The sequence below is a fragment of the Paenibacillus sp. R-74696 genome, assembly GCF_055814915.1.
Genome location: NZ_JBPULM010000050.1, coordinates 376,164 through 399,352 on the forward strand (window position 1 = coordinate 376,164; position 23,189 = coordinate 399,352).

At 51.1% G+C, this 23,189-nt stretch carries 21 protein-coding genes; 6 read left to right on the forward strand and 15 right to left on the reverse strand.

Annotated features, from left to right (window positions below; genetic code table 11):
• Positions 1-136: 136 nt before the first annotated feature.
• On the forward strand, positions 137-1,288 hold the full coding sequence (locus ACSR9A_RS30160) for a metallophosphoesterase (protein ID WP_473762184.1): 1,152 nt from the start codon (positions 137-139) through the stop codon (positions 1,286-1,288).
• 153 nt (positions 1,289-1,441) lie between these two features.
• Here the strand turns inward: ACSR9A_RS30160 and ACSR9A_RS30165 are convergent, their stop codons facing one another.
• The 4 genes from ACSR9A_RS30165 to ACSR9A_RS30180 form a co-directional block, all read right to left on the reverse strand.
• On the reverse strand, positions 1,442-1,990 hold the full coding sequence (locus ACSR9A_RS30165) for a hypothetical protein (protein ID WP_473762186.1): 549 nt from the start codon (positions 1,988-1,990) through the stop codon (positions 1,442-1,444).
• A 13-nt stretch (positions 1,991-2,003) separates the two neighbouring features.
• Complete coding sequence (locus tag ACSR9A_RS30170; RefSeq protein WP_473762188.1) at positions 2,004-2,822, reverse strand: substrate-binding periplasmic protein; 819 nt, start codon at positions 2,820-2,822, stop codon at positions 2,004-2,006.
• 37 nt (positions 2,823-2,859) lie between these two features.
• Positions 2,860-3,714 (reverse strand): SDR family oxidoreductase, encoded by an 855-nt coding sequence (locus tag ACSR9A_RS30175; protein ID WP_473762382.1) that lies wholly within the window; start codon positions 3,712-3,714, stop codon positions 2,860-2,862.
• A gap of 246 nt (positions 3,715-3,960) precedes the next feature.
• A complete protein-coding gene (locus ACSR9A_RS30180; protein WP_473762190.1) occupies positions 3,961-4,764 on the reverse strand; it encodes an alpha/beta hydrolase in 804 nt (267 codons plus the stop codon).
• 219 nt (positions 4,765-4,983) lie between these two features.
• Here ACSR9A_RS30180 and ACSR9A_RS30185 point away from each other — a divergent pair, with 219 nt between their 5' ends.
• Complete coding sequence (locus tag ACSR9A_RS30185; RefSeq protein ID WP_473762192.1) at positions 4,984-6,180, forward strand: copper amine oxidase N-terminal domain-containing protein; 1,197 nt, start codon at positions 4,984-4,986, stop codon at positions 6,178-6,180.
• 134 nt (positions 6,181-6,314) lie between these two features.
• On the opposite strand, the gene ACSR9A_RS30190 is transcribed toward ACSR9A_RS30185, so the two are convergent.
• From ACSR9A_RS30190 to ACSR9A_RS30220, 7 genes are all read right to left on the reverse strand, one after another.
• Positions 6,315-7,787 carry a gluconokinase gene (locus ACSR9A_RS30190; RefSeq protein ID WP_473762194.1) on the reverse strand — a complete coding sequence of 491 codons (1,473 nt, stop codon included), beginning with the start codon at positions 7,785-7,787 and terminating at the stop codon, positions 6,315-6,317.
• Positions 7,788-7,899: 112 nt separating this feature from the next.
• The gene (locus ACSR9A_RS30195; RefSeq protein ID WP_046228617.1) at positions 7,900-8,664 is read right to left on the reverse strand and encodes an ABC transporter permease; all 765 of its coding nucleotides are present in this window, start codon (positions 8,662-8,664) and stop codon (positions 7,900-7,902) included.
• A 38-nt stretch (positions 8,665-8,702) separates the two neighbouring features.
• Positions 8,703-9,473, reverse strand: a complete 771-nt coding sequence (locus tag ACSR9A_RS30200; RefSeq protein ID WP_473762196.1) for an ABC transporter ATP-binding protein — start codon at positions 9,471-9,473, stop codon at positions 8,703-8,705.
• Positions 9,470-10,819, reverse strand: coding sequence for an LLM class flavin-dependent oxidoreductase (locus tag ACSR9A_RS30205; protein WP_473762198.1), 1,350 nt, complete (start codon positions 10,817-10,819; stop codon positions 9,470-9,472). Before ACSR9A_RS30205 ends, ACSR9A_RS30200 begins: the two co-directional genes overlap by 4 nt.
• A 6-nt stretch (positions 10,820-10,825) precedes the next feature.
• Entirely contained in the window at positions 10,826-12,181 is a 1,356-nt protein-coding gene (locus ACSR9A_RS30210) for an LLM class flavin-dependent oxidoreductase (protein WP_473762200.1), read from the reverse strand.
• A gap of 23 nt (positions 12,182-12,204) precedes the next feature.
• A complete protein-coding gene (locus ACSR9A_RS30215) occupies positions 12,205-13,314 on the reverse strand; it encodes an aliphatic sulfonate ABC transporter substrate-binding protein (RefSeq protein WP_473762202.1) in 1,110 nt (369 codons plus the stop codon).
• Positions 13,315-13,371: 57 nt separating this feature from the next.
• Positions 13,372-14,592 carry an aminotransferase-like domain-containing protein gene (locus ACSR9A_RS30220; RefSeq protein WP_473762204.1) on the reverse strand — a complete coding sequence of 407 codons (1,221 nt, stop codon included), beginning with the start codon at positions 14,590-14,592 and terminating at the stop codon, positions 13,372-13,374.
• A 220-nt stretch (positions 14,593-14,812) separates the two neighbouring features.
• Between ACSR9A_RS30220 and ACSR9A_RS30225 the strand changes: the two genes are divergently transcribed.
• On the forward strand, positions 14,813-15,703 hold the full coding sequence (locus tag ACSR9A_RS30225) for a LysR family transcriptional regulator (RefSeq protein WP_473762206.1): 891 nt from the start codon (positions 14,813-14,815) through the stop codon (positions 15,701-15,703).
• A 137-nt stretch (positions 15,704-15,840) separates the two neighbouring features.
• Here ACSR9A_RS30225 and fabF read toward each other — a convergent pair whose 3' ends face one another.
• Positions 15,841-17,085, reverse strand: coding sequence for a beta-ketoacyl-ACP synthase II (gene fabF, locus ACSR9A_RS30230; protein WP_473762383.1), 1,245 nt, complete (start codon positions 17,083-17,085; stop codon positions 15,841-15,843).
• A gap of 149 nt (positions 17,086-17,234) precedes the next feature.
• Between fabF and ACSR9A_RS30235 the strand changes: the two genes are divergently transcribed.
• Both ACSR9A_RS30235 and ACSR9A_RS30240 read left to right on the forward strand, forming a co-directional pair.
• Positions 17,235-18,086 (forward strand): helix-turn-helix transcriptional regulator, encoded by an 852-nt coding sequence (locus ACSR9A_RS30235; RefSeq protein WP_473762208.1) that lies wholly within the window; start codon positions 17,235-17,237, stop codon positions 18,084-18,086.
• A gap of 46 nt (positions 18,087-18,132) precedes the next feature.
• A complete protein-coding gene (locus tag ACSR9A_RS30240; protein WP_473762210.1) occupies positions 18,133-19,200 on the forward strand; it encodes an outer membrane protein assembly factor BamB family protein in 1,068 nt (355 codons plus the stop codon).
• Between the two features lie 50 nt (positions 19,201-19,250).
• On the opposite strand, the gene ACSR9A_RS30245 is transcribed toward ACSR9A_RS30240, so the two are convergent.
• The 3 genes from ACSR9A_RS30245 to ACSR9A_RS30255 all read right to left on the reverse strand — a co-directional run bounded on the left by ACSR9A_RS30245 (position 19,251) and on the right by ACSR9A_RS30255 (position 21,646).
• Positions 19,251-19,739, reverse strand: coding sequence for a hypothetical protein (locus tag ACSR9A_RS30245; RefSeq protein WP_473762213.1), 489 nt, complete (start codon positions 19,737-19,739; stop codon positions 19,251-19,253).
• A 929-nt stretch (positions 19,740-20,668) separates the two neighbouring features.
• A complete protein-coding gene (locus ACSR9A_RS30250; RefSeq protein ID WP_473762215.1) occupies positions 20,669-21,196 on the reverse strand; it encodes a hypothetical protein in 528 nt (175 codons plus the stop codon).
• Positions 21,197-21,283: 87 nt separating this feature from the next.
• Positions 21,284-21,646: a HesB/IscA family protein gene (locus tag ACSR9A_RS30255; protein WP_341282890.1), complete on the reverse strand. Its 363-nt coding sequence runs from the start codon at positions 21,644-21,646 to the stop codon at positions 21,284-21,286.
• Between the two features lie 346 nt (positions 21,647-21,992).
• Here ACSR9A_RS30255 and mqnE point away from each other — a divergent pair, with 346 nt between their 5' ends.
• On the forward strand, positions 21,993-23,096 hold the full coding sequence (gene mqnE / locus ACSR9A_RS30260; RefSeq protein ID WP_473762217.1) for an aminofutalosine synthase MqnE: 1,104 nt from the start codon (positions 21,993-21,995) through the stop codon (positions 23,094-23,096).
• Positions 23,097-23,189 lie beyond the last annotated feature (93 nt).

Below are 23,189 nucleotides of genomic sequence, written 5' to 3' on the forward strand. Positions count from 1 at the left end.
AAGCACTCCTTTTCCCCCTTAGTCTCTGACTCTATTTTACCTGACAATTGCCGTTATGCTATAGTATTCTCACCATGAATGATAATAGATTTGGCAGCTTATTCTCATGCACAAAGTTAATGACTGGGGAGTGCGAATGTTGAAACCGCGTTTGATCGGTATAATCGCTTTAGTATTATTTATTTTTGTTGCTATTAATTTTTATATTGGCTGGAATGGATGGCTGTATTTGTCGGCCTTACTTCCCTTGGAAAACCCGCTGCCTTATGCCTTTATTGTCGCTATTATCTCTTTCTCTTATATCATTGGAAGACTGCTTCAGCCTGTAGCTCCACTGCGCAAAATAGGGCGTGTGTTCAAGCTTATTGGCTCCTACTGGTTCGCGATTATGGAATATGGGGTACTGCTGCTTCCTCCAGCCAATCTGATATACTGGCTGCTGACGAAGCTGGATATCCCCGCTTCTACTGCTTTGCTGGCCGTAGGGAGCATAGTCGTTTTGATTATGACGGGGATTGTTCTGCGAGGCAGCTGGAATGCCTGGTCTCCGATTGTCCGCACCTATTCCATTACGATTGCCAAGTCGGCCGGACCGCGCAAATCGCTGCGTATCGGCATGGCCTCAGACATTCACCTGGGCACCATCGTTGGCAAACGCCATTTGGGGCGGCTTGCAAATGCTATGGAACGAATGAAGCCGGACCTGATTTTGCTGCCGGGCGACATTATCGATGATGACATTGCCCCTTATATCGATGATCATATGTCGGAGGTTATGAAGCGCCTGAAAGCACCGCTTGGCGTCTATGCCGTTCTTGGCAATCACGAATATATTGGCGGTCACATCGCCCGCTTTATTGCAGAAATGAATGCTGTCGGCATTCGAGTGCTGCAAGACGAGAGCGTGAAGATTGACGACGGCTTTTACGTCATCGGACGCAAAGATCTCAGCGCAAAAAGAGCTGATCCAGCTGGCCGCCAATCCGTTAAGGAGCTCGTCGCAGCGCTTGACGCCTCCCTGCCGCTCATTATGATGGATCATCAGCCATCGGATTTGGAGCAGGCTTCGCTGCAAGGCATTGATCTTTCATTGTCCGGCCATACCCATCGCGGTCAAATGATGCCGAACCACTTTTTCACAAGAAGGCTGTTCGAGCTCGACTGGGGTTTTCTGCAAAAAGGACAGCTTCACGCCATCGTCTCCTCCGGCTTCGGCACATGGGGACCGCCGCTTCGCATCGGCAGTCGTGCAGAAATTATTCAGCTAAACGTCGAATTCCGCCCGTAGGCTGTACTCGCTTGCCGTTGTACTTGCCTGCTAGCTTGCCGCTGACTTTGTACGAAAAACAAAAAACTGGCGATGACCTTATCGGGTGCCCTTCATGCACAGCCCGATGCGTCGCCAGTCTTTTTTATGCCCATAGGTTAATTGATCATTCGTTTATTGGTTGTTCGTCCGAACCTGCTTAAGGGTGCGTTCCACCCAGCCAAATATGAGCTGTGTTTTAATGATGAGCAGCAGCCCAAGTCCCAGCTTCACTAGGCATTCAATCATGACAGCCCAATTGGAGTAAAGAAATGGCTGAGATACCGTATAGCTCGTTTCATTAACCTGCAGAAGCTGAATGATCGTTGCCGCAAGCGTAGGCAAGGTCAGCACAATAAGGATGATGCCAGTAAGGGATAACCCCAGCTTGTAAAGCTCGTCGCTGGCGAAACGGGTCCCTGGAAGCGCTTCGCCAGCGCTATCTTCCCGGCCTTGCAGAACGCGCAGTACGATGCCTTCTGCCTTCGACCAAAGAAAAATGCTTGCTCCCACATAGAAGAGCCCCGGCAGTACAAGAGACAAATACGCCCATGCCGTTACATTAACATCGCTGCCACTGAGCACAATGGGTGCCACTACATCCATCAGCCTTCCAAAGCCCGCTACAAAAAAATAAATAGCCAATAAGCGAATAGCTGTAAAAGCAAATTGTCGTTGTTTCATGTGTGTTCCTCCTTTATTGCAGCCATTTGCTGTACAGCACATCCGCGTCGCCATTTTCCTGCAGCCTATGTATGACCTGATTTACGACCTGAAGCAATTCGGTCTGCCCTTTTACGACAGCTATCCCGAATCCTTCTTTGGTAAATGCACCGCCTACCAGCTCCAGCTGCGCCTCGGGATAATGCTGATTGTAGCTGACCTGTTTTAAATAATCGTTAAATACGATATCTACCTCGCTGGAGCGCAGTGCTTCCAAACATTCTGCCACCGAAGCATACGAGCGTATTTTAATTTTTTTGCCCTGTGCAATCAGCGCTTCTGCTTCCCGCTCGCTGCTTGCTTGCGTTTTTACCCCAATCGTTTTGCCATCCAGATCACTGAGGGAGCTCACCGAATTGTCGCCCTTCCTCCTGACGACCGCCATGCCGCTATCCAAATATTTATCCGACATATCGACGATCCGCTCCCGCTCCTCCGTAATATACATACTGGCAATAACCATATCGGCTTTGCCCAGCTGCAGGGCATTAAGCAGGTCAGCAAAGTCCATTTTTTTCCATTCAATCTCTACGCCAATTTCATCTGCAATAGCCTGTGCCAAATCCACATCGTAGCCTATAAACTCACCCGTCTCTTCATCCGTATATTCAAACGGGTAATTTTCGGTTGTGGCGATAACCAGCTTGCCCGACTCTTGAATCATAGGCAGCCATTGCAGCATGGCCGGATTGCTTCTTTCCGGTTTCGGCGCATCCTTCGTACAGCCAGCTAGCATAAAGCTGAGCAGTACAATCAGCGCAATCGCCGACTTGACGGCGGCTTTCTCAAACATGCAAACAACCTCCCACCATAACGCCCCCCATCTCGCTTTATTTCACAAGCCTTCCTTGTCGGGTCTGCTGCTCGCTCCATTCCCACAGCCGCTTGGCAGCTTGCTCATCCTTTGCTTTTGGAGACACTTCCTCCCTTTTTTGCTTATAAAAATAGTGCCCGCTGACCGCTCCGCCTTCCTCCGAGCTTGCCAAATATAGCGCCGTCTGCGCGCCCTGCAGCGAAGTCAAGAAAAAAGGCCGCAGCAGCGCATGTATGCTTTTGCCAAAGCCCGTCTGGCGGTTGACGCCAATCGATGTACCTACCGCTCCGGGATGCAGGCAATTAACCGTCACCTTCGTATGCGCCAGCCGCCGAGCCAGCTCCTTGGTGAACAAAATATTGGCCAGCTTCGATTGGGCATAACCCTTTACTACACTAAAGCCCCGGGTCAGATTGATATCCTCAAAATGGATTTTCCCCGCTTTATACGCGCCCGAGGATACATTGACTACTCTGCCCTGCGGCGATTGCTTCAGCAGCTCCAACAACGATGTCGTCAGTAAAAAATGTCCCAGATGATTGACGCCAATCATGCTTTCATAACCATCTTTGGTCAGCTCGCGCTTCAGCGATACAACGCCTGCATTGTTCAGCAGCACATCGAGCCGGTCGTACCGCTGCTTGAATGCTTCGCAAAAGGCATGAATGCTCGCAAAATCTCCCAAATCACAGGCCATCAGCTCAATATGAGAGGCTCCGCTTGCGGCAAGCGCCTGCTGCCGTGCGACTTCTCCTCGCTCCAGGCTGCGGCAAGCCATAATAACTTCCGCGCCAGCCTTCGCCAGCTCCGTAACTGATGCCAATCCCATGCCCGCATTTGCTCCGGTAACAAGTACGATTTTCCCACTCATTTGCATCATGCTTCTCAGCTCCGCTTCTCTATCTATATCATTATACGTTGATTATAAGGTTGACACTTATACATGCTTATAGTTACAAAAAGGTCTCCGGCTTTGCCCGGAGACCCTGTGACTGCTGCTCGCAGCAAACCTCTAAGCAATCAGCAGCAGGCCCAGTGGACCAGACATTAGAATGAACGGTTTATTCGCTCCTACGCCCTGCTGCTGTACTCCTGCTGTTCGCCATTGAAGCTAGTGTTATTGTACGTCTGCTTCTTCCGTAAAGCCGCGTTTTTTCAGCCAATTGCCGCAGCATAAGCTCCAGGTATGCGCTTCAGGATGGTCATAAGCAAGACCCATGCCATGTCCGCCGCTCTCATAAATGTGCATTTCGTACGGCACTCCCTTGCTCGCCAGCGCTGCTGCAAACATTAAGCTGTTCTGGACCGGAACTGCACCGTCATCTGCGCAATGCCAGAGGAAGGTCGGCGGTGTTTGCTCCGTAACTTGCAGCTCGTTCGACAGCTCCCTGCGAAGCTCCTCAGGCGCATCCTCACCAAGCAAATGGACCAGTGAGCCATCGTGACGGAACTCTCCAAACGAAATAACCGGATAACACAGAACCATCGCATCCGGACGGCTGCTTGCACGTTCGATCGGATCAGGGCTGCTGCTGTCTCCGGCATCAAAATGCGTGCCGACTGTGGAAGCCAAATGACCGCCAGCCGAAAAGCCGAGTATGCCAATACGCGCGGGATCAATGCCGAATTCAGCTGCCCGGCTTCTGACAATCCGCATGGCGCGCTTCGCGTCGCCAAGCGGAATAGGATGCTTATGCGGAGCTACACGGTAATGAAGAACAAATGCATGCAAGCCCAAATCATTCAACCACTTGGCAATCGGCTCGCCCTCATGGTCGGCGCGATAGCGGTAACCGCCGCCTGGGAGCACGATAACTGCCGCTAGAGGCTTGTCCGACTTGATGAGATGAGGCACTAAATACGGGCGCTCACCTTCCACATTTTCATAAGCTGAATCTGGCCATAAAGCCACTTCCGTCATATGCGATACCTCCGAAATAACTTTTTATACTATTGGTAGCCATTGCTTCAAAGCAATTATACATGAATTCCACTTGGAAGGCGTTAATTCCTTCATCACCCTCGACATCGAAATTTATTCAGCCAAAATTGTAACTATTTGTAGTGTAGCTGCGTCTTTAATTTTAGAATAAGCTTAGAAGGCATGGCAATAGCAGCAGCCTTAACAGGAGGAATACGGATGAAACGTTTTCGCACTGCCTTTACAATCATTCCAGCAATCAGTCTTGCAGCTTCGTTAATAGGGGCGCCTCTTGCATCAGCAGCGCTTCCAGTGAACAGCAGCAATTACATAACAGCGGCAGCAGCTGCACCAGCCGCCAAGAAAATAACGCTTAAGATTAACGGCAATTCGCATTTGACCGAATCGGCCCCTTTTATATCTCAAAATTCGGTGTATATGCCGCTTCGCGAGGTTGGCGAGCTGCTCGGAGCGATGGTCGCATGGAACGCAGCAGCCAAAACCGTCACCATGAGCTATCCGGGACATCTCGTTACGTTAAAGGTCGGCTCCACAGAGGCGATCAACAACGGCAAGAAGATCAAGCTGAACACCCCTCTTCAAGTGATTAAGGGCCGTGTATACGTACCGCTGCGCTTTTTCTCCGAATCCATTGGAGCAAGCGTGACTTGGAAGCAGGCCGACAATACAGTAGGGATTAACCAAAAAATCATTTATCAAACGGGCGGCAGCATGCAGACAGGCACAGCATGGATCGATCCGGCTACCGGCAGTCTTTATACAGCGCTGGGCAAATCTGATATTCCCAAGCTGGCTGGCAAGCTTCAAATAGATCCGGAGCTTACCGGCTATTGGGGCATTTCTACCAAAGTGATCGGAACAAACGGCCTCATGGTATCCCTTCTCATAAACTACGGGGAGCCCGGCATTCAATACCGCTCCCACGCCGCTTATATTAAAGATAGCAGGCTCGTCAAGCAGGCTGCGGCGCAGTATTATCAGCGCTATGAGCCTAACATTGTGGCGATGAACAATAATCCGCTGCTGACCGATGGCAAAACATTAACGCTGCTGGACAGCAGCGGAGCTACGTTGGAGGAATATGACCTTCCCAAGCTGGGTGGCAAGGATGAATCGTATGCCGTGCTTGGCATGGGCCAAGGCTACCTCATTATTCGGCCTAACAAGACAGGACTGCTCACTTTAGTCGATTTGAAGACGGGCACCGCTACGCTTTTGTATAAGCAGTTCCTGTCCGCTGCCGAGCAAGAGTATGCCGAAACAAACGACATTCCTTACCATGGCGATGAGCTGGCTTTCACTGGCGAAACGTCCAAAGGCATACTAAGCTTCTCTTATCGCAGCGCTCTCGATGGCAAAAGCTACACCTACAGCTATTCGCTGAATAAAGCATAAACAGCGTCGCCAACACTTGGCAGCCGCTCATTCTTTCCTGCTATTTGAATAAAAAAGCAAGCCCTGGCGGTGACTACTCACAACTGCCGGGGCTTGCTTTTGTTAACTGCGGCCAACCTAGCTTAGTCAGCCCTTTAGAAAAAGGCTGCCATCGTTTTCGCCAGCTTTTCATAATGAGCATAAATTTCTTTGTAGCGTTTGCTCGTCTCCGGGTTCGGAACAACGGGCTTGTCCATCGGAATATGCTGCTTAATTTCCTCAAAGGAGGCCGCATGACCCGCCGCTACCAGAGCGGTCCAAGCGGCGCCCCATGCAGCGCTGTGATGGTTTTCCGAGACGTATATTTCCGCATTGAAAATATCCGCCATCATTTGCAGCCAGAGCGGCGAGCGGGACAGCCCGCCATTCACATACATTTTCTGCGGCGCGCCCGCGAGCTTCTCCAGCGCCTTGCCGATCTGATAAAGGTTGAACGTTACGCCCTCCAGCACCGCGCGAATTAAGTGTCCCCGCTCATGGGTCATCGTTAAGCCGTAGAAATTACCCTTCGCCCGCTGGTTCCACAGCGGTGCCCGTTCGCCGTTCAAATACGGCAAGAAGAGCAGGCCGTCCGCGCCGGGAGCAATCTTTTCAGCCTCAGCCAGAAAAGCCTCGTAGCCGCCCTCATAATTCAGTGTATCCTTCAGCCATTGCAGCGCAATGCCGCCATTATTCGTCGGGCCGCCCACGATATACGTGTCCTTCGTAAAAGAGTAGCAGAATGTCTCACGGCTATCGCTCACCTTCGCCTGATGCGTAAGCTGGCGGATCGCCCCGCTCGTCCCAACAGATACGGCAACCTCGCCGGGAAGAATCGCTCCAATGCCGAGGTTAGACAGCTGCCCATCCGCAGAGCCAATCGCGAAGGGCAGATCCGCTGGGATGCCCATTTGCACAGCAATATCCGCGTTCAGCCCAGAGAGAATTTCCGTTGGCGGCACGATTTCGGACAGCTGCTCTGCTGTAATGCCGGTAAGCGCCAGCAGCTCTGCTTCCCAGTCCAGCTTCGCCGGATTGAACAAGCCGGTTGCCGAGGCCATTGCATAATCGATTTTGCGCTGGCCAAACCAGCTGTAAAGCAAATATTCCTTAATCGACATGAAATAGCTCGCCTGCTCATAAGGCTCGTAGTTATTTTCCTTCATCCACAGCAGCTTCATGAGCGGCGTCATCGGGTGAATCGGCGTTCCCGTTGCCTTATAAACCTGCTCCCCATTTGCTGCCAGCATCGCTTCTGCTTGGCCTGCGCTTCTTCCATCCGCCCAAATAATCGCCGGAGAAGTCGGCTTCCCGTCAGCGTCCAGCGTCAAAATCGCATGCATCGCCGCCGAAAACCCAAGCGCCAGCAGCTCGCCTTCCTGCACCTTCGCCTTCTCAATCGCTTCTCTGATAGCAAGCACCGCTGAGCGCTCAATTTCCACTGCGCTTTGCTCCACCCAGCCCTGCTGCGGATAGTGAAAGGTGTTCATTTTCTCAACATCTGCGACCAGATGGCCATGTCTATCAAAAATACAAGCTTTAACGCTGGTTGTCCCCAGATCAAGCCCGATTACCAGCTCTCTTCCCATCTCTCATCGTCCTTTTCGTCTCCAGCTCCGAAGGGCCGTATATTCCGCGTTGCTATCGTTTTATTATAACTGATTTGCGGGACGAATGAGCGGGATGGGCTATTTTTTCACATTATCCCCGGTAGTTATCCTGCCATTTCAGCAGTCTGCGCTCCAGCAAGCGTACAGCTGAATCAGCCAGCTTGCCGACAGCGGCGAACACGAAAATGCCAACGAACACGGCGCCTGTCCGCACATACGATCTGGCATCCTGAATCAGATAGCCGACGCCGCTGTCGGCTCCCATTAATTCAGCTACAACGAGGCACAGCCAAGCGATGCTGAGCGACAGGCGAAGGCCCAGCAAGACGTTGGGCAGGGCGGCAGGGAGCATCAGCTTCGTCACCTGCTTGTAACGGCTAAACTCAAGCACGCGCGCTACGTCGAACAGCTTTTTATCGACACCCCTGACACCGAGAAAGGTGTTCACGTACAGCGGGAAAAACGCTCCCATTGCAATCAACAGCACCTTTGACAGCTCGCCGAATCCAAACCACAAAATGAACAGCGGGGTAATCGAGAGCAAAGGCACGGTCCGCAGCATCTGTACGGTAGGATCAACTAATTCCTCGACTTTTACATACATGCCAACCAATAGGCCAATAAGCAGCCCCAAGCTCCCGCCCAGTAAAAAGCCGAGCGCGGCGCGCACGACGCTAATGCGGATATGATAGAACAATTCCCCTGACAGGAGCATCGTGTACAAATCCCCAAAGATTGAGCTTGGCGCCGGAAAAAGCTTAGGGTCTGCCGCCCCTGACCAGGATGCCCACTGCCATAGAAGCAGCACGCTGACCGGGATAACAGCCCCTTTCCACCATTTTCCTAATTGTTTCATAATATCTCCTTCATGTTGGTATCACGATGCCTCTAGCTTTATATGACCCAGTTTTCCTCTGGCTCCTCCTGCTTCTCCAGCACGCGCATGACCTGGGAACGCAGCTCTTGAAAGCCCGGGCTATGCCTCGTGCGCGGATAGGGCAGATCATTGCGAACAATCTGCTTGATTCGGCCTGGCCGAGCATCCATCACGACGATTCTTTCGGATAAAAACACCGCTTCGTCGATATCATGAGTGACGAGCAGCATCGTCGCCCGATTATTGCGCCAAATGTCCAGCAGCGCTTCCTGCATATGCGTGCGGGTGAAGGCGTCGAGCGCGCCGAAGGGCTCATCCAGCAGGAGCACCTGCGGGCTTTGCATAAGTGCCCTTGCAATAGCGACCCGCTGGGACATCCCGCCAGACAGCTCCTTCGGATACGCCTTCTCAAAACCTTCTAAACGCACCAGCTTAATCATCGCATCCACCTGCCCGCGTACCTCTTTATTTCTTAACGATTGATTAGCGGCAATATTCCGCTCAACCGTAAGCCACGGAAAAAGGCGATGCTCTTGAAAAATAAACCCTTTGTCGCGGCTCGGCTTGCCTGCATCCACCCCACCCAGCAGCACAGAGCCCTCGTAGTCGGCATCGAGTCCGGCGATAATTTTGAGCAATGTGCTTTTGCCGCAGCCGCTCGGCCCGATGATCGTAACAAATTCGCCGGGACTCAGGCTCAAATGAATGTCAGCAAGCACATGATTCTGCTTTTCCGCCCTGAAGCTTTTGTCCACTGCAATCAATTCCAGCTTGCCGCTGCCGCTCATGCGTTCACGCCGCTTTCTTCCTGAGCATAGCGGCTGGCAGGACGGGACAGTCCCAAGTTTTCGCGCAAGGTGCCACCTTCATATTCGCTGCGGAACAAGCCGCGCCGCTGAAGCACCGGGATAACCTTCTCCACAAAAATGTCCAGACCGCCAGGCATGTAAGGCGGCATAATGTTAAAGCCGTCAGCAGCCCCTTCGCGCAGCCAGAGTTCCATCTGGTCGGCAATTTGCTCGGCCGTTCCAATCACGGTAAGATGGCCCCTTGCCGAAGCAAACCGCAAATAGACTTCCCTCACCGTCAAGCCTTCTCTTCTAGCCGTCTCCATCACCAGCTGAAAACGGCTTCGAGTGCCGCCAGCCTCCTGCAGCTCTGGAAACGGCTCGTCGTCGGCATAGCCCGAAAGATCAATATTATCAAATACGCCGCCTAGCAAAGCGGTGCCGATTTTGCGGTCTACCAGCTGTTGAAGCTGCTCGTAGTTCGCTTCGGCTTCCTCTTGCGTGTCCCCGATAATGGGGAACAAGCCGGGCAATATTTTAATGTCGTCGCGGGAGCGGCCATGCTCTTCCGCTAGTTCTTTTACTTGCTTGTAAAATTTCTTTGCACTGTCCAAATTATTCTGCACCGTGAATACGACATCGGCATTTTTCGCTGCGAACTGCTGTCCGGTCCCGGATGATCCTGCCTGAATAATGACTGGACGACCTTGTACGGGACGGGCTACATTCAGTGGTCCCTGCACGGAGAAAAATGTCCCTTGATGGTTCAGAACATGCACTTTATCCAGATCGAAATATTCGCCGCTCTCCTTATCCGCCTGCACCGCATCCTCATCCCAGCTATCCCATAAACCGGACGCCACCTGAAAAAATTCATCCGCCCGCTCATAACGAAGCTCATGATCTAGAAGTTCATCCTGGCCGAAATTGTGGGCCTCATCATTCAGCGCCGACGTTACGACGTTCCAGGCTGCCCTGCCATCGCTAATATGATCAAGGGAGGCGAATTTGCGCGCAGCATGATAGGGCTCGTTAAAGGTAGTCGAAAAGGTAGCGGCCAGACCGATATGCTCCGTAACGGCAGCCAGATTCGACAGCAGCGTCAGCGGCTCCAGCTTGCCGTAGCGATCGGTTAAGGCCGATTTGTAGGGCAGCGGAACGGCAAGATCATCGGCCAAAAACAGCAGATCAAACTTCCCTCGCTCTGCCGTCTTGGCGAGCTGTTGATAATAACGAACGCTGTGGCTTTGGTGCGTCGCTGTCTCGGGGTGCCTCCATGCGGCAGCGTGATGCCCCGTGCTTTGAATAAATAAGCCCAGCTTTAATTGTTTTGGCGTATCGCTCATTTTCAGCTATCCCTCCTTCACCGTCTCGAGGCCCACTGCGAATTGGCTGATTGGACGGCGGAGCCCCAGATGGTCCCGCAGCGTATTTCCCGTGTATTCCGTGCGGAACAAGCCTCTGCGCTGCAGGACGGGAACGACCTGATCGACAAATTCGCCCATGCCCCCCGGCAGCAGCGGCGGCATTATATTGAAGCCGTCGCAGGCCGCGCTGCGGAACCAATCCTCCATGACATCGGCAATCTGCTCCGGCGTGCCTCGCACCTTCATATGTCCACGGGCTACGGCAAAATGCAAGCCAAGCTCACGAATCGTCTGCTTCGTTCTCCGCGCCGTCTCCACGATGATTTTCGCCCGGCTAGTGTTGCCCTCAAGCGGGATGTCTGGCAGCTGCTCATCAATGGAATAACCAGATAAGTCCACATTCAGCATCCGCGATAAATACGTCACGCCTGCTGATGGCAATATCAGCTCGTAAAACTCCTCCTCCTTCGCCTTTGCCTCGGCCTCGGTCGCGCCTACAAAATACATCAGGCCGGGCAATATTTTCACATCGCTTGCCTCTCTCCCGAATTCGGGGAGCAGCCCCTTCACATGCTTATAAAAGTGGATCGCTTCGTCTTTATCCTCGCATGCTGTAAAGATAACATCCGCCCCGCTTGCTGCGAATCGTGATCCTGCAGGAGAAGTCCCTGCCTGAATAATGACCGGGCGCCCTTGCGGGGACCTTGGAATATTAAGCGGCCCCAGCACCGAGAAGGACTCGCCGCGGTGCTCAAGCAGATGCACCTTCTCCTTATCTGCAAACAAGCCTGCTTTCTTGTCCCATAGAAGGGCGTCATCCTCCCAGCTGTCCCATAGCGCATTCGTTACATCTAGAAATTCCCGCGCTCTTTCATACCTGCTGCCGTGCTCCGGCAGCTTCTCCATGCTGTAATTCAGCGCGTCGCCCTCCTTGGTCGAGGTGACCACATTCCAGGCAGCGCGCCCTTTGCTGAGATGATCCAGCGTCGAAAACCGACGTGCGACATTGTAAGGATCATTGAAGGTCGTCGATACAGTTGCCGCGATGCCGATTTTATCCGTGATCGCAGCAAGCGCGCCAAGCACAGCAGTCGCTTCCGGGTAGACGAAGCGGGCGCTCGACTCCGCATCGCTCAGCGGGATTGAGCCTGAATCCGCCAAAAACAGCATATCCAGCTTGCCCCGTTCCGCGCTTGCCGCCAACTCCTTGTAAAAATCCATACTGATGATTTCGTTCGTATCCGTACCCGGATGGCGCCATGCCGCAAAGTGATGGCCGAAAGTAAATACAAAGGCGCCCAGGTTCATTTGTTCGTTCAATTGTTCGTTCAATTGCAACATGTCATTGCCACTTCCATCCTGCATTATTTATTTGCTGCTGCTTTTATATCTGCCAATGTTTTCGTAATGAAGGTGTTATCAATGACTTTGGATACATCAACCTTCGTTTTGATTTCGCCCAGCTCGAACATGAGGTCGGCGGTTTCCTGCTGAAATTTCGTCGCTTCCTCCGAAATCGGAAGATTTGTCGGCTCAGAGCTTGGATTCGCCATGGATGCCCGAATCGTATCCTCGCTCACATTTTTGATTTTGGCGTTCAGGGCGACCGCCTCATCCAAATTCGCTTTTTGCCAATCGATTGATTTTTGGTAGGCTTTGAGAAACGCCTCTACAAGCTCAGGATATTGGTCCGCGAATTCTGTGCGGGAAATGACATAGCCCGGGGTAAACAAGCCGATTGTGGACGACTCGGCTACGATTCGGGATGAGCCGCTGCTCGTTTCCTGACTCCGATACGGTTCAAAAATAACCCAAGCGTCAACCTGCCCGCCTTGGTACGCCGCCTGTGCATCAGCAGGCTGAAGGTTAACCAGCTTGACATCGCCCTGCGAAATGCCTTCTTTCTTGAGCGCATGCTGGAGCAGGCCCCATGAGCTGCTGCCTTTTGCAACGGCAATCGTTTTGCCCTTCAAATCTTTTATCGATTGAATGCCGCTTGCCTGCGGAACCAGAATGGCATCAGGAGCCCCGCTGCTGCCTTCGGCAAGAGATTTGAAAGCAATGTCGGCTGCTTGAGCAGTAATCGTACCAATATAGCCTGTACGAACAATATCCAGCCGGCCTGCCGCCAATGCCTCATTGTATTGGGATGCGCTTGCCAGCGTCTGGAATTCGACGGTTGCGCCATATTTGCCAAGCTCCTCCGCGAACCACCCCTTTTCTTTACCAATAATCATAGGGCCGACCTGGCTGCCCTCAAGGTGGACGACAACTCCTTTGTATTTATCTGCATCTGGCTCCGTCGCCGCAGAGGATGAAGCAGGCTCCGCACTTGCAGGCGCTGCCGATACCTCTGCGGATGCCGCCGCATTCGTCGCTGCCGCTTCCTGCTGCTGGCTGCCGCATGCCGCAAGCAGCAGCACCATAGCTGCAAATATTAAATAGTTCATTCTAGCTGTCCATTTTGCTCTCATTGATAAGTCCTCCTGAATTTGTGGCGGAAACGCCAGCTTTGGTTATTTTCAAACTTTTTAAACGGATGGGTTGGTTTGAGCGACTAGGTAGTCCTCATACGCTTCGGCTAACCGGATAATGCCGAGCTCAAGCGCCTCCGCCTCGCAGTAGCTGAAGGATAATCTGGCGTAACGCTTCCCATCCTCCGGCGATAAATAAAACTGCTGGCCCTCAATAAAGCTGACTCCGCGCTCAGCGGCATACTTTACGAGTTCCCCGGTGTCTACCTCTTCCTTAAAGCAAAGCCAGACGAAAAATCCGCCCTCGGGAATCGCATATTCCACTGCTCCTTTTAAATGCTTGTCCAGTGCTTTCAGCATGCTGTCACGCTGCTCCCGGTATCGGCTAATGAGCTGCCCGATATGCGTTTCGAGCGAGTAGCTGATTAATAAATTCCCGATAATCTGCTGGGTAAATGCGCTGGCCCGGCTTCCGTGAAAGAAGGAGCCCAGCTTGCCTGCGGTGTCCTGCGACGCGATCGCCCAGCCCAACCGAATGCTTGGAGCTATCGTCTTAGAGAACGTACCTAAGTAAATCGTTCTTTGCGGGGCAAAGCTATATATAGCAGGCAAATAGGCAGCTCCAAAATTCAGCTCCGAGTAGGCATCATCCTCCAGAATGAAAAAATCATAGGCCAGTGCCAGCTCGGCAAGCCGCTTGCGACGGGCAACGGATAAGCTGATTCCGCCCGGATTATGATAATTCGGAATGCAGTACAGCAGCTTCGGCAGCGGTAAATTTTCTCGAGCCGCCTGCTCAAGCGCTTCCTCCACCAAATCGACTCTGAGGCCCTGCTCATCTATAGGAAACGAGGCGAGCACCGCTTCACTGGTGCGAAATGTATTCAGAGCGCCGAAGAAGGTCGGGGCTTCTACCCAGACGTGATCCCCCGGCTCCAGAATCGCGCGGCAAGCAAAATCGATTGCCTGCCCTGACCCGTAGGTGACGAGCACCTCCTGCGGAGCGGCGTGGATTCCCCGCAGGGCGGAGCGCTCGGCAATCCATTGTCGAACGACAGCCGGACCATCCGCACCCGAATATTGCAGCGCTGCGTGGCCTTGCGTCAGAATGGCATCGGATGCCGCCTGCTGAAGCGCATTATAGGGAAATGATGCCGATGCCGGAGAGCCGTAGGATAGCGGAACGACATCGGTTCGATTGGACGCTTGTGCCGCCCCCATCGGCGACTGCTGTGGCACTCTTTTGGCAAAACGAAAAGGAGCGAGTTTGTCTCCCATAACTATTTTTCACAACCTCTCTAATGAATGTCATGCTGCTGTATGGCTGCCAGTCTTGCGTTTTCCTGTTAACAGTTTTAAGCCTTATCGTAATTTTGTAATTTCCGATTGGATTGCAAGGATTTATTAATTGAAATGTTACACATTCCAAATTACAATGTAAAATATATAAAAACAATGTATCCATAACCCGAGCTTATGACAGAAGAGGTGATCTGATATGCGTATTGAACAATTGAGATATTTAGTCGAGGTAGCGCATAGCGGCTCCATCACTCTGGCTGCGGAGAAGCTTCACTTATCGCAGCCCAACATCAGCAACTCGATAGCCGCTTTGGAAAATGAGATCGGACTGGCGATTTTTACCCGCACCCGCTCGGGAACACGGCCGACTGCTGTTGGCAACAACCTGATTCAGATGGCTGAGGATATTTTGTTGCGCTGGGATAACTTCACAGAGACAGCCAAGCTGAACAGCTCGCTCCTTAACGAACGACTTGTCATCGGGGCGACCTTCGGGGCTTGCACCAGCTTTTTGCCCAAGCTGCTCACCCATTACTCGGAGAAATATCCGCTTGTTGAGCTCGAAATTACAGAAAGCCATCCGAGCGAAATAGAAGAGCGGCTTTTGAGCGGAGATTGGGATGTGGGACTTATTGGAACGCCGGAGGAAATGTCCTTTAAAAATCTGGTCGCCGAGAAGTTTTTAACCTGCAAAATTATGGCATGTGTTGGGGGCAAGTCGCCCTTGGCCTACAAAGAGAGCCTTTCCATGGAGGAAATTGGGAAGCATTCGATTATCAGCACCTCGGAGCGTATGAAGGAGGAGCTTCAAGCGTATGGCACGAGCCGGGAAATTTTTCATTCCAAGCATTCCGAGGTTTCTAAACGGGTCATCAGCGAGGGACTGGGCATCGGCTTTTATTTGGATATTTCCTTGAAAAATGACCCCTATGTCATGACCGGGCATATCGTTCCGATCCCGCTTCAGGTCGAGCATCCCGTCGATTTTTACTGGCTGCATGCCAAGAAGAAGCAATCGCTCGCTTGCGAAGCTTTTATTAAAGAGCTGAATGTGCTTATCCCCCAATTTTTGCGGATGAATGCCTGAAGATACAAAGAGCCCCCAATGAGCAGCAGGCGATTCAGCCGCTGCTCATTGGGGGGAAAAAATATCATTTTGGGGCTCGGATAGACGTATCTCTGCAGCTGATAACTCTAATTATTCCTCTTCCTAATTGTTTAGGGTTACCCCTCAAATTTCCGCATCGCAATGACCGCATTATGCCCGCCAAAGCCGAAGGAGTTCGTGAGGCCCACCTTTATATTCGCGCGGCGAGCTTTATTCGCTACGATGTCCAAATCTCCGCAAGCCGGGTCCGGCTGCTCGTAGTTGATCGTCGGCGTAATGACGCCTTCCTGCAAGCCTTTGGCGAGGGCAATCGCCTGTGCCCCTCCCGATGCGCCGAGCATATGGCCCAGCATCGACTTCGTCGCCGTCACAGCTGGCGTCTGCTGGCCATCTGCTGCAAACAAGCGGCGAATCGCCGAAGCCTCCGAGGAATCGCCAACCTCGGTGCTTGTGGCATGTGCGCTAATGACATCCACATCCGCAGGGGCTAGTCCCGCTTCCTGCAGCGCAAGCTTCATCGCCCGGTATGCGCCATCTCCGTCAGGCGGCGTCGCTACGATATGATACGCATCCGAGGTCGCTCCATAGCCTACGACCTCTGCATAAATGCGTGCTCCTCTGCTTTGCGCGTGCTCAAGCGATTCCAGCACCATAATGCCCGCTCCCTCCGACATGACGAAGCCATCCCGGCCGCTGTCAAAAGGACGGCTTGCCCGCTGCGGCTCCTCGTTGCGGGTAGATATTGCAGTCGCATTGCCAAAGCCTGCGAGCGCAATATCCGTTACGGCTGCCTCTGAGCCTCCGGCAAACACGACGTCCGCCCAGCCGCCGCGAATGAGGCGGAATGCTTCACCAATGGCGGTATTGCCCACGGAGCAGGCCGTAACGGGCGCAAGCGTCGGGCCGAGCGAGCCGAGCCTGATGCTGATTTGCGCAGCTGCCATATTGGCAATCATCATGGGCACGAGCAGCGGACTGACCCGACCTGGCCCACGCTGGCGCAGCTGCCCTTCGTTATCCTGCAGCGTCTGCAGACCGCCTATGCCAGAGCCGACATATACCGCCAGCCGCTCGCGGTCCAACTGCTCCAGTTGCAAGCCCGAATCGGCAAGCGCCTCTTCCGCTGCCGCGAGGCCGAACTGGGTGAAGCGGTCCATTTTGCGGGCTTCCTTTCTCCCAAACCGCTCCTCCGGATTAAAATCCCGCACCAGACCGGCGAAATGCGTCTTATGGTTCGCTGCATCAAATGTATCTATAGGGCCAATTCCCGATTTCCCCGCAAGCATTCCTTCCCAAAACGTCTCTACCCCTATTCCTAATGGCGATACGACACCAAGTCCCGTCACAACAACTCTGTTCATCATTTGTTCCCCGCTTTCCAGGATTAAACTGCTTATCTCGATTAATTGTATTATGGCAAACGAATTATCCTATTACAAGTTGTCGTTTATCCTAGTATTAGCTATACTACAATAATAAATAACAGCGTGTTGGAAAGGGTTTGAGAGTTTTGTCTGATCGTATTCGGCTGGAAGCGCTGGCGTCTTTTCTGAAGGCGAAGCGTGCTGGAATTAAGCCGCAGGCGGTAGGCTTGCCGGCCGGCATTCGGCGGCGTACGCCGGGACTCCGCAGGGAGGAGGTAGCGCAGCTGGCGAACGTCAGCGCAACCTGGTATACGTGGCTGGAGCAGGGACGGGACATTCATGTGTCCTCCCAAGTGCTGGAGTCGATTGCAGGTGCGCTGCTGCTGACAGCGGATGAACGCGACTATATTTTTGGACTGGCGTTTGGCCATCATGCGGGGACGGGTGGGGGCGGCTTGAAGCTGGAAGAGGAGGAGCTTAAGCTTAGCCCTTCCTTGCAGCGGATCTTAACGGAGCTGCGCTATTGCCCGACCATTATTTCCGACCGGCATTGTCATATCGTTGGCTGGAACGAGGCTGCTGCGCATGTATTCGTCGATTTCAAAGCCATTCCCTATGCCGAGCGGAATCTGATTCGCCTCCTGTTTACCCGCAAGGAGCTGCGCAGCTTGGCCGTCAATTGGGAAACGTTCGTAGAAGGCTACCTTGCGATCTTCCGCACCTATTACGGCCAATATATGGGCGATGAATGGTATGACCATTTTATTGAGGAAATGTCGCGGCTGCATCCCGAATTTGAAGCATTATGGCAGCGCAGCCAGGTCAGCCGCTCACCGGAGGTCACGATCGAATTTCGCCACTCCAAAACAAGCAAAATGCTGTTCGCGCTGACCTCCTTTCAAGTGCTCGGCACCGTAGACCTGCGTTGCACCGTCTATACCCCAGTGGAGGAATCCGGGACGGAGGAGAAGCTGCGGCGATTATTGGGTACTTCATAATATCACCTTCTATTCCATGGGGACAGGAAAGGACTGATCGCGGAGCATGAATGTACTTCAGATTTCGCTAGTTGAAGATAAAGATGCCTTTTGTGAGCCGTCTTATTTTACGGTAGAGGGAGACATCGTTTATATCGCATTGAACAAAAATAAGCCGCAAACACCACAAGTGCTTGCTGGCGAGCTTGCCGCTGTAAATAGGCTGACTGGTGAAATCGTCTGGCGTTATACGCTGCCGAATCATGCGGCATTATGTGACGAAATCAACGCAACCCCGCTTCTGTTTGAAAATAGCATCATTATCGCTTCCCGCTACAGCTGGAGCTCGCTTGATCGGGAAACCGGTGCTGTTCGTTGGTCCAAAGCTTTTAAAGATCTTAGCAGCAATAACCTGTCTTTGATTGATGGAACGCTTTTCTGCTGCCGCGGTACGGAGATCCAAACGATTGACCCCTTGACTGGCAAAACGCTGTCTAAACGAAAACATCGGGTTAAGTGGCTGGACTCTGCTATTCAAAAGCATCAAGGCAGATACTTCGCAGCTACCGGAAGCTCTAAAATTATTGAGATTGTCCCAAACAAATGGGACATCGCTCATGAGTTTAAATATGCGGGCGGCTGGGCGATCGCTGCGACTCCGCATTTTCACGGGCAGCTGATGGTTTCCAGCAGCTATGCTGGCGAGATCATCGCCTTCAATTTGGCCAGCAATGAGCTCGAATGGAAAATGAAGAAAAAGGCCGGTTCGCGGCCGCAGCAAGCTTTTTTAGCAGGACAAGCATTGTTCTATGACGGAAATACGGATCATAAGCTCCAGTTGGTGGAGCTTGCTCCGAAGAAAAAGCTTTGGTCCAGACAGCTGACCCGTATGCAGGCTTGCCATATTCGCAGCGAAGCTGAATTCCTAGCTGTATGCCAAACGGCTGATCAAACCTTTAACCTAGGACGCTTCGACATGCTCACCGGCGAGCTTATCTGCTACGTCACCTCGTTTGGAGAGGGCGACTGGAGGCTGTACCCGTACGATCTCTGGAGCGGGGTTGCCATTTATGAGGATGAACGCTGCATCGTTACGAATTTTAAACCGAATGAGCTCATTGTTATCAATATATAGCATGCTTTCTATAATCTAATATAATAATAAAATGCCAAAATACTAATATACTAATATACGAATAACTGGCCTTCTGGCCATTTTCCTTTCCAGCCGCATGGGATATGTCCAGATTGATATACTTTTAACAGTTCCGTATAAAATCCAGGTTCGATATAAGGGCTATAGGCATGTTCCATCATAGCCGTCAGCAGGTCCCACTCCACATTTTCATATACCGATTCGTTTAGATGATTATTTTTTGCGAACAATGAGATATCATTCAAGACTCCATTTTTCAAAAGCTTTTTTGCTTCAATCGTTATGGGATTCCACTGTCTGTAGGCTTCAAGATATTTCTTATGCAGAGATACGGTTAGACCGTTTCTAATTTCTAATTTGAAGTTATCCCATCTCGTGTTGAGGCTCTTCTCTGCCTCTCTCCAGCTATTCACAAAAGAAAAATCATAATGGAGGGTAAGCCCCGTCTCTTCCCCACACTTGCTAAACCAAGCTATTTCAGCAATTTGTTCATCGTAAAACTCTTTTACTGTTTTCATAAATGCTCCTTTGATTTCGATTTTATTGTTCTAGGATGTTTATGCAAACCGGAGACGGTCTGCTGCTGGTTGCTTAGCACTTATTCGAGGCCAATCTCATCTGACGATTCATGGCTAAAGGGACCGCAGCAGCTTGCATTTGTTGCTGAGATCGAAGGTGCGTTAGCTGGGGCTAGAGCTAAGAACACGCAGTTCGGGAGCGAGGAATCCTGCTTTTTTGGAGGACTGAGGTTCCGCTATTCTGGCTTTTGATGTGATTTCAGACAGCAGGCGGACAGGAAATCCGTTATTGCCCTCAATATCCCTTCAAAATGGCTTTTGGCAGCGTAATAGCGACTCCTGAGTCCGAAGACTGTGCCAAAACCCTTGATTCTGTAAAAATAGCTGCTGCTGTGTCCGCCAAATTTTTTATGTAATATTTACATTTTCTCACAATGAATTCAGACTACTTTCACCATAGCCTTCAATTTCAGTATACACATGGCTGATACCAAGATCATAGATACCACGAATTAACTTATCAATTGAAACATCAATATTTTGATACAAGTTGTATAAATATTCAAACTCCTGTTTACTTAACCGTTCAAACTCGTGCTTTTCAAACGCTTTATACTCTGTCAGATTTTCAGGAATTAGCTCAACTGCCGCATTCCACTAGTCTCCTTTATTGCATCTGAACGATAATTAATGTACTCTGAATCCTCCTCATTTTCTATCAAGACTACTTTTGTGCATAAAAAATCCTTTACAATAGATCGGAGAGGTAGACCTGTCCAGAAATCCATTGAAAAGGATATCAGCATGGACAATCATACTTTATTGTCCTTATTTGGTAAATGACTCGCTCCGATCTGTACAAAAATGTTCACAACTGCCGTGGCAGAACTTGCTACTTATAATAGAAGAAACGATGTTTTTTTTGCCAGCTAAAGCTGCCTATCCCGCTTCTTGCCAGCTGTAATTAAGCTCTCCCAGCGGAGCGCCATGGCGAACCAGCCGAGAGAACGGCATCTTTTCTCTGGCGACATCGCAAGTCCCCAGTGGATGAGCTTATCGAAAGGGGCGCTAATGCGGCGATGGTTATACGATCTTACCGCGGCGAGATTATCTTCAAACAGACGCTGCCGTACATCAAGCGGCGCTTTCCCCGCAAAAATAGAATAGAGTGTAGCCGCTAGACTATAAATATCAGATACGGGCTCCTGCCGCGACGTTTCCGAATAAAACTCCAACGGCGAATAGCCGCTTGAAGTAAAAATGAGCTGCTTCCCAGGATTTCCATAAGGAATCGCCGTGCCATTTGCTTCTATATAATCAGTGTCGGCTACAATTTGCGGGTGCCTCAACTGCTTCAAAATAATCGCTTTCTGCGCAAATACGCAAAGCAGCTCGCGAAACTTCTCGGCAAAGGCAGACCCGCAGCCTACCGTTAAATGTAAGAGTGAATTTTTCATAAAAAAAGAGCAGCCGATTAGCTGCTCCCTGTTTATGGCTCTATAAGATGGTTTACTTCATTATTAATGAAGCTGTTCAAAAATGGCTTAGCACTCGCCAGCTTCAGCAGGCTTGCCCGCGTCTGTCGCTGTGCGGAAGCTGCTTCCACAGCCGCATGTTGCGCTCGCATTCGGATTCTCGATCGTAAACCCTCCGCCCATAGCGGATTCCTTCCAATCGATCTCCAGGCCGTTCAGATAGCGCAGGCTGCTTTGATCAACGACGACTCTCAGACCCGTCATATCCATTTCCTGATCATTCACGGACTGCTCATCATCAAAACCCATACTGTAGGAAAAGCCGCTGCAGCCACCTTCCTTCACACCGATGCGCAGGAACATTTCCGGAGTTCCCTCCGCTTCCAGCATTTCTTTTATTTTATCAGTTGCCGATTCACTGATTGTAATCATCATTCATTACCTCCCTGCAAAATACGATTCTAATGCATGCTTATACATATAGTATACTCCTCTTTATGAAACAGCTCAAGAGTGCTTTGCCCGCTTCCATTTATGGCAAAGCTATGACTTAATAGTTGCCGCTGCAACCATAGAGGTTTATAATAATGTCATCTCAAGGTCTTATATTTCAAACCAAATCGGATCAGCAAGTTACTTTTTTCACAATTAGCCCAATCAGTACCGACAGTGATGTCCTTATCTGAGGTTGACCCGATTGAGCTGACGATTGCATTCGCCGGCCTTTATGTCTTTTTAATAGCAACACCACTCGGAAAAATTGAAGGAGGATGCCGATATGTTTATCGCGGTACCTACAGAACAGAAGCGTATGCAGGAAATTATTGAGAAGGTTCGAAACGGGCAACGGCTGACGCTCGAGGATGGCGTATTTCTGTATGAGTCAGACGATTTGCTGACGATTGGCCAACTCGCGAACGAAGCGAACTTGCGCAAAAATGGCAATAAGGTTTATTTTATCGAAAATATGAGCCTTTATTTCACGAACGTATGTGAAGCGCACTGCGCATTTTGCAACTTCCGGAAAGATGAAGGCGAGCCTGGCTCCTACACGCTGACTGGGGAGCAAATGATCGAATACGTCGAACAGCATATTCATCCGGGCGTACGCGAATTCCATATTGTTGGCGGCCACAACCAGCATGTGCCTTTTCAATATTATGTCGATTCCCTGAAAGCTTTGCATAAGCAATATCCAGATGTCACGCTGAAGGCTTATACAGCAGCAGAAATTGATTTTTTCTCGCGGATTAGTGGTTTGACGTACAAAGAAGTGCTGCAGGAACTGATGAATGCAGGGCTGAAATCACTGACCGGCGGCGGCGCCGAAATTTTGTCGGACCAATACCGCAAAAAAATGCGCGTAACGAAAGCCGATGTGTCGCAATATCTTGATGTTCACCGCACGGCGCATAACCTTGGCCTAAAAACACATACAACGATGCTGTACGGCTCCATTGAGAGCAAAGAGGATCGCGTAAGACATATGATTCAAATTCGTGAGCTGCAGGATGAAACAAATGGCTTCTTGGTCTTCATTCCTTTGTCGATGCAGCCGATAAATCCTAAAGCGGGCATTAGACGCCGCAACTCCGCTTTCGAGGATTTGAAAACGATCGCGATCAGCCGTCTCATGCTCGATAACTTCCAGCATATTAAAGCTTATTTCATTAATATTGGCACACAGCTGACTCAGGTCGCCCTGACGATGGGAGCTTCCGATGCTCACGGCACAATTGTGAAGGAGCGCATTAGCCACGCCGCAGGCGCCCTTACGCCAGAAGGCATTACCCGTGAGGATTTGATTTGGCTTATTAAAGGTGCAGGACGCGTGCCAGTTGAACGTGACACCTTCTACAACGAAGTTAAGATCTATGAGTAATCATCTGACCAATCACATATATTAAGGCGTGTATGCATAGCGCAGGATTTGCTTCCGGTTTACATGCACATGCACACCCTTGCAGCATCCATG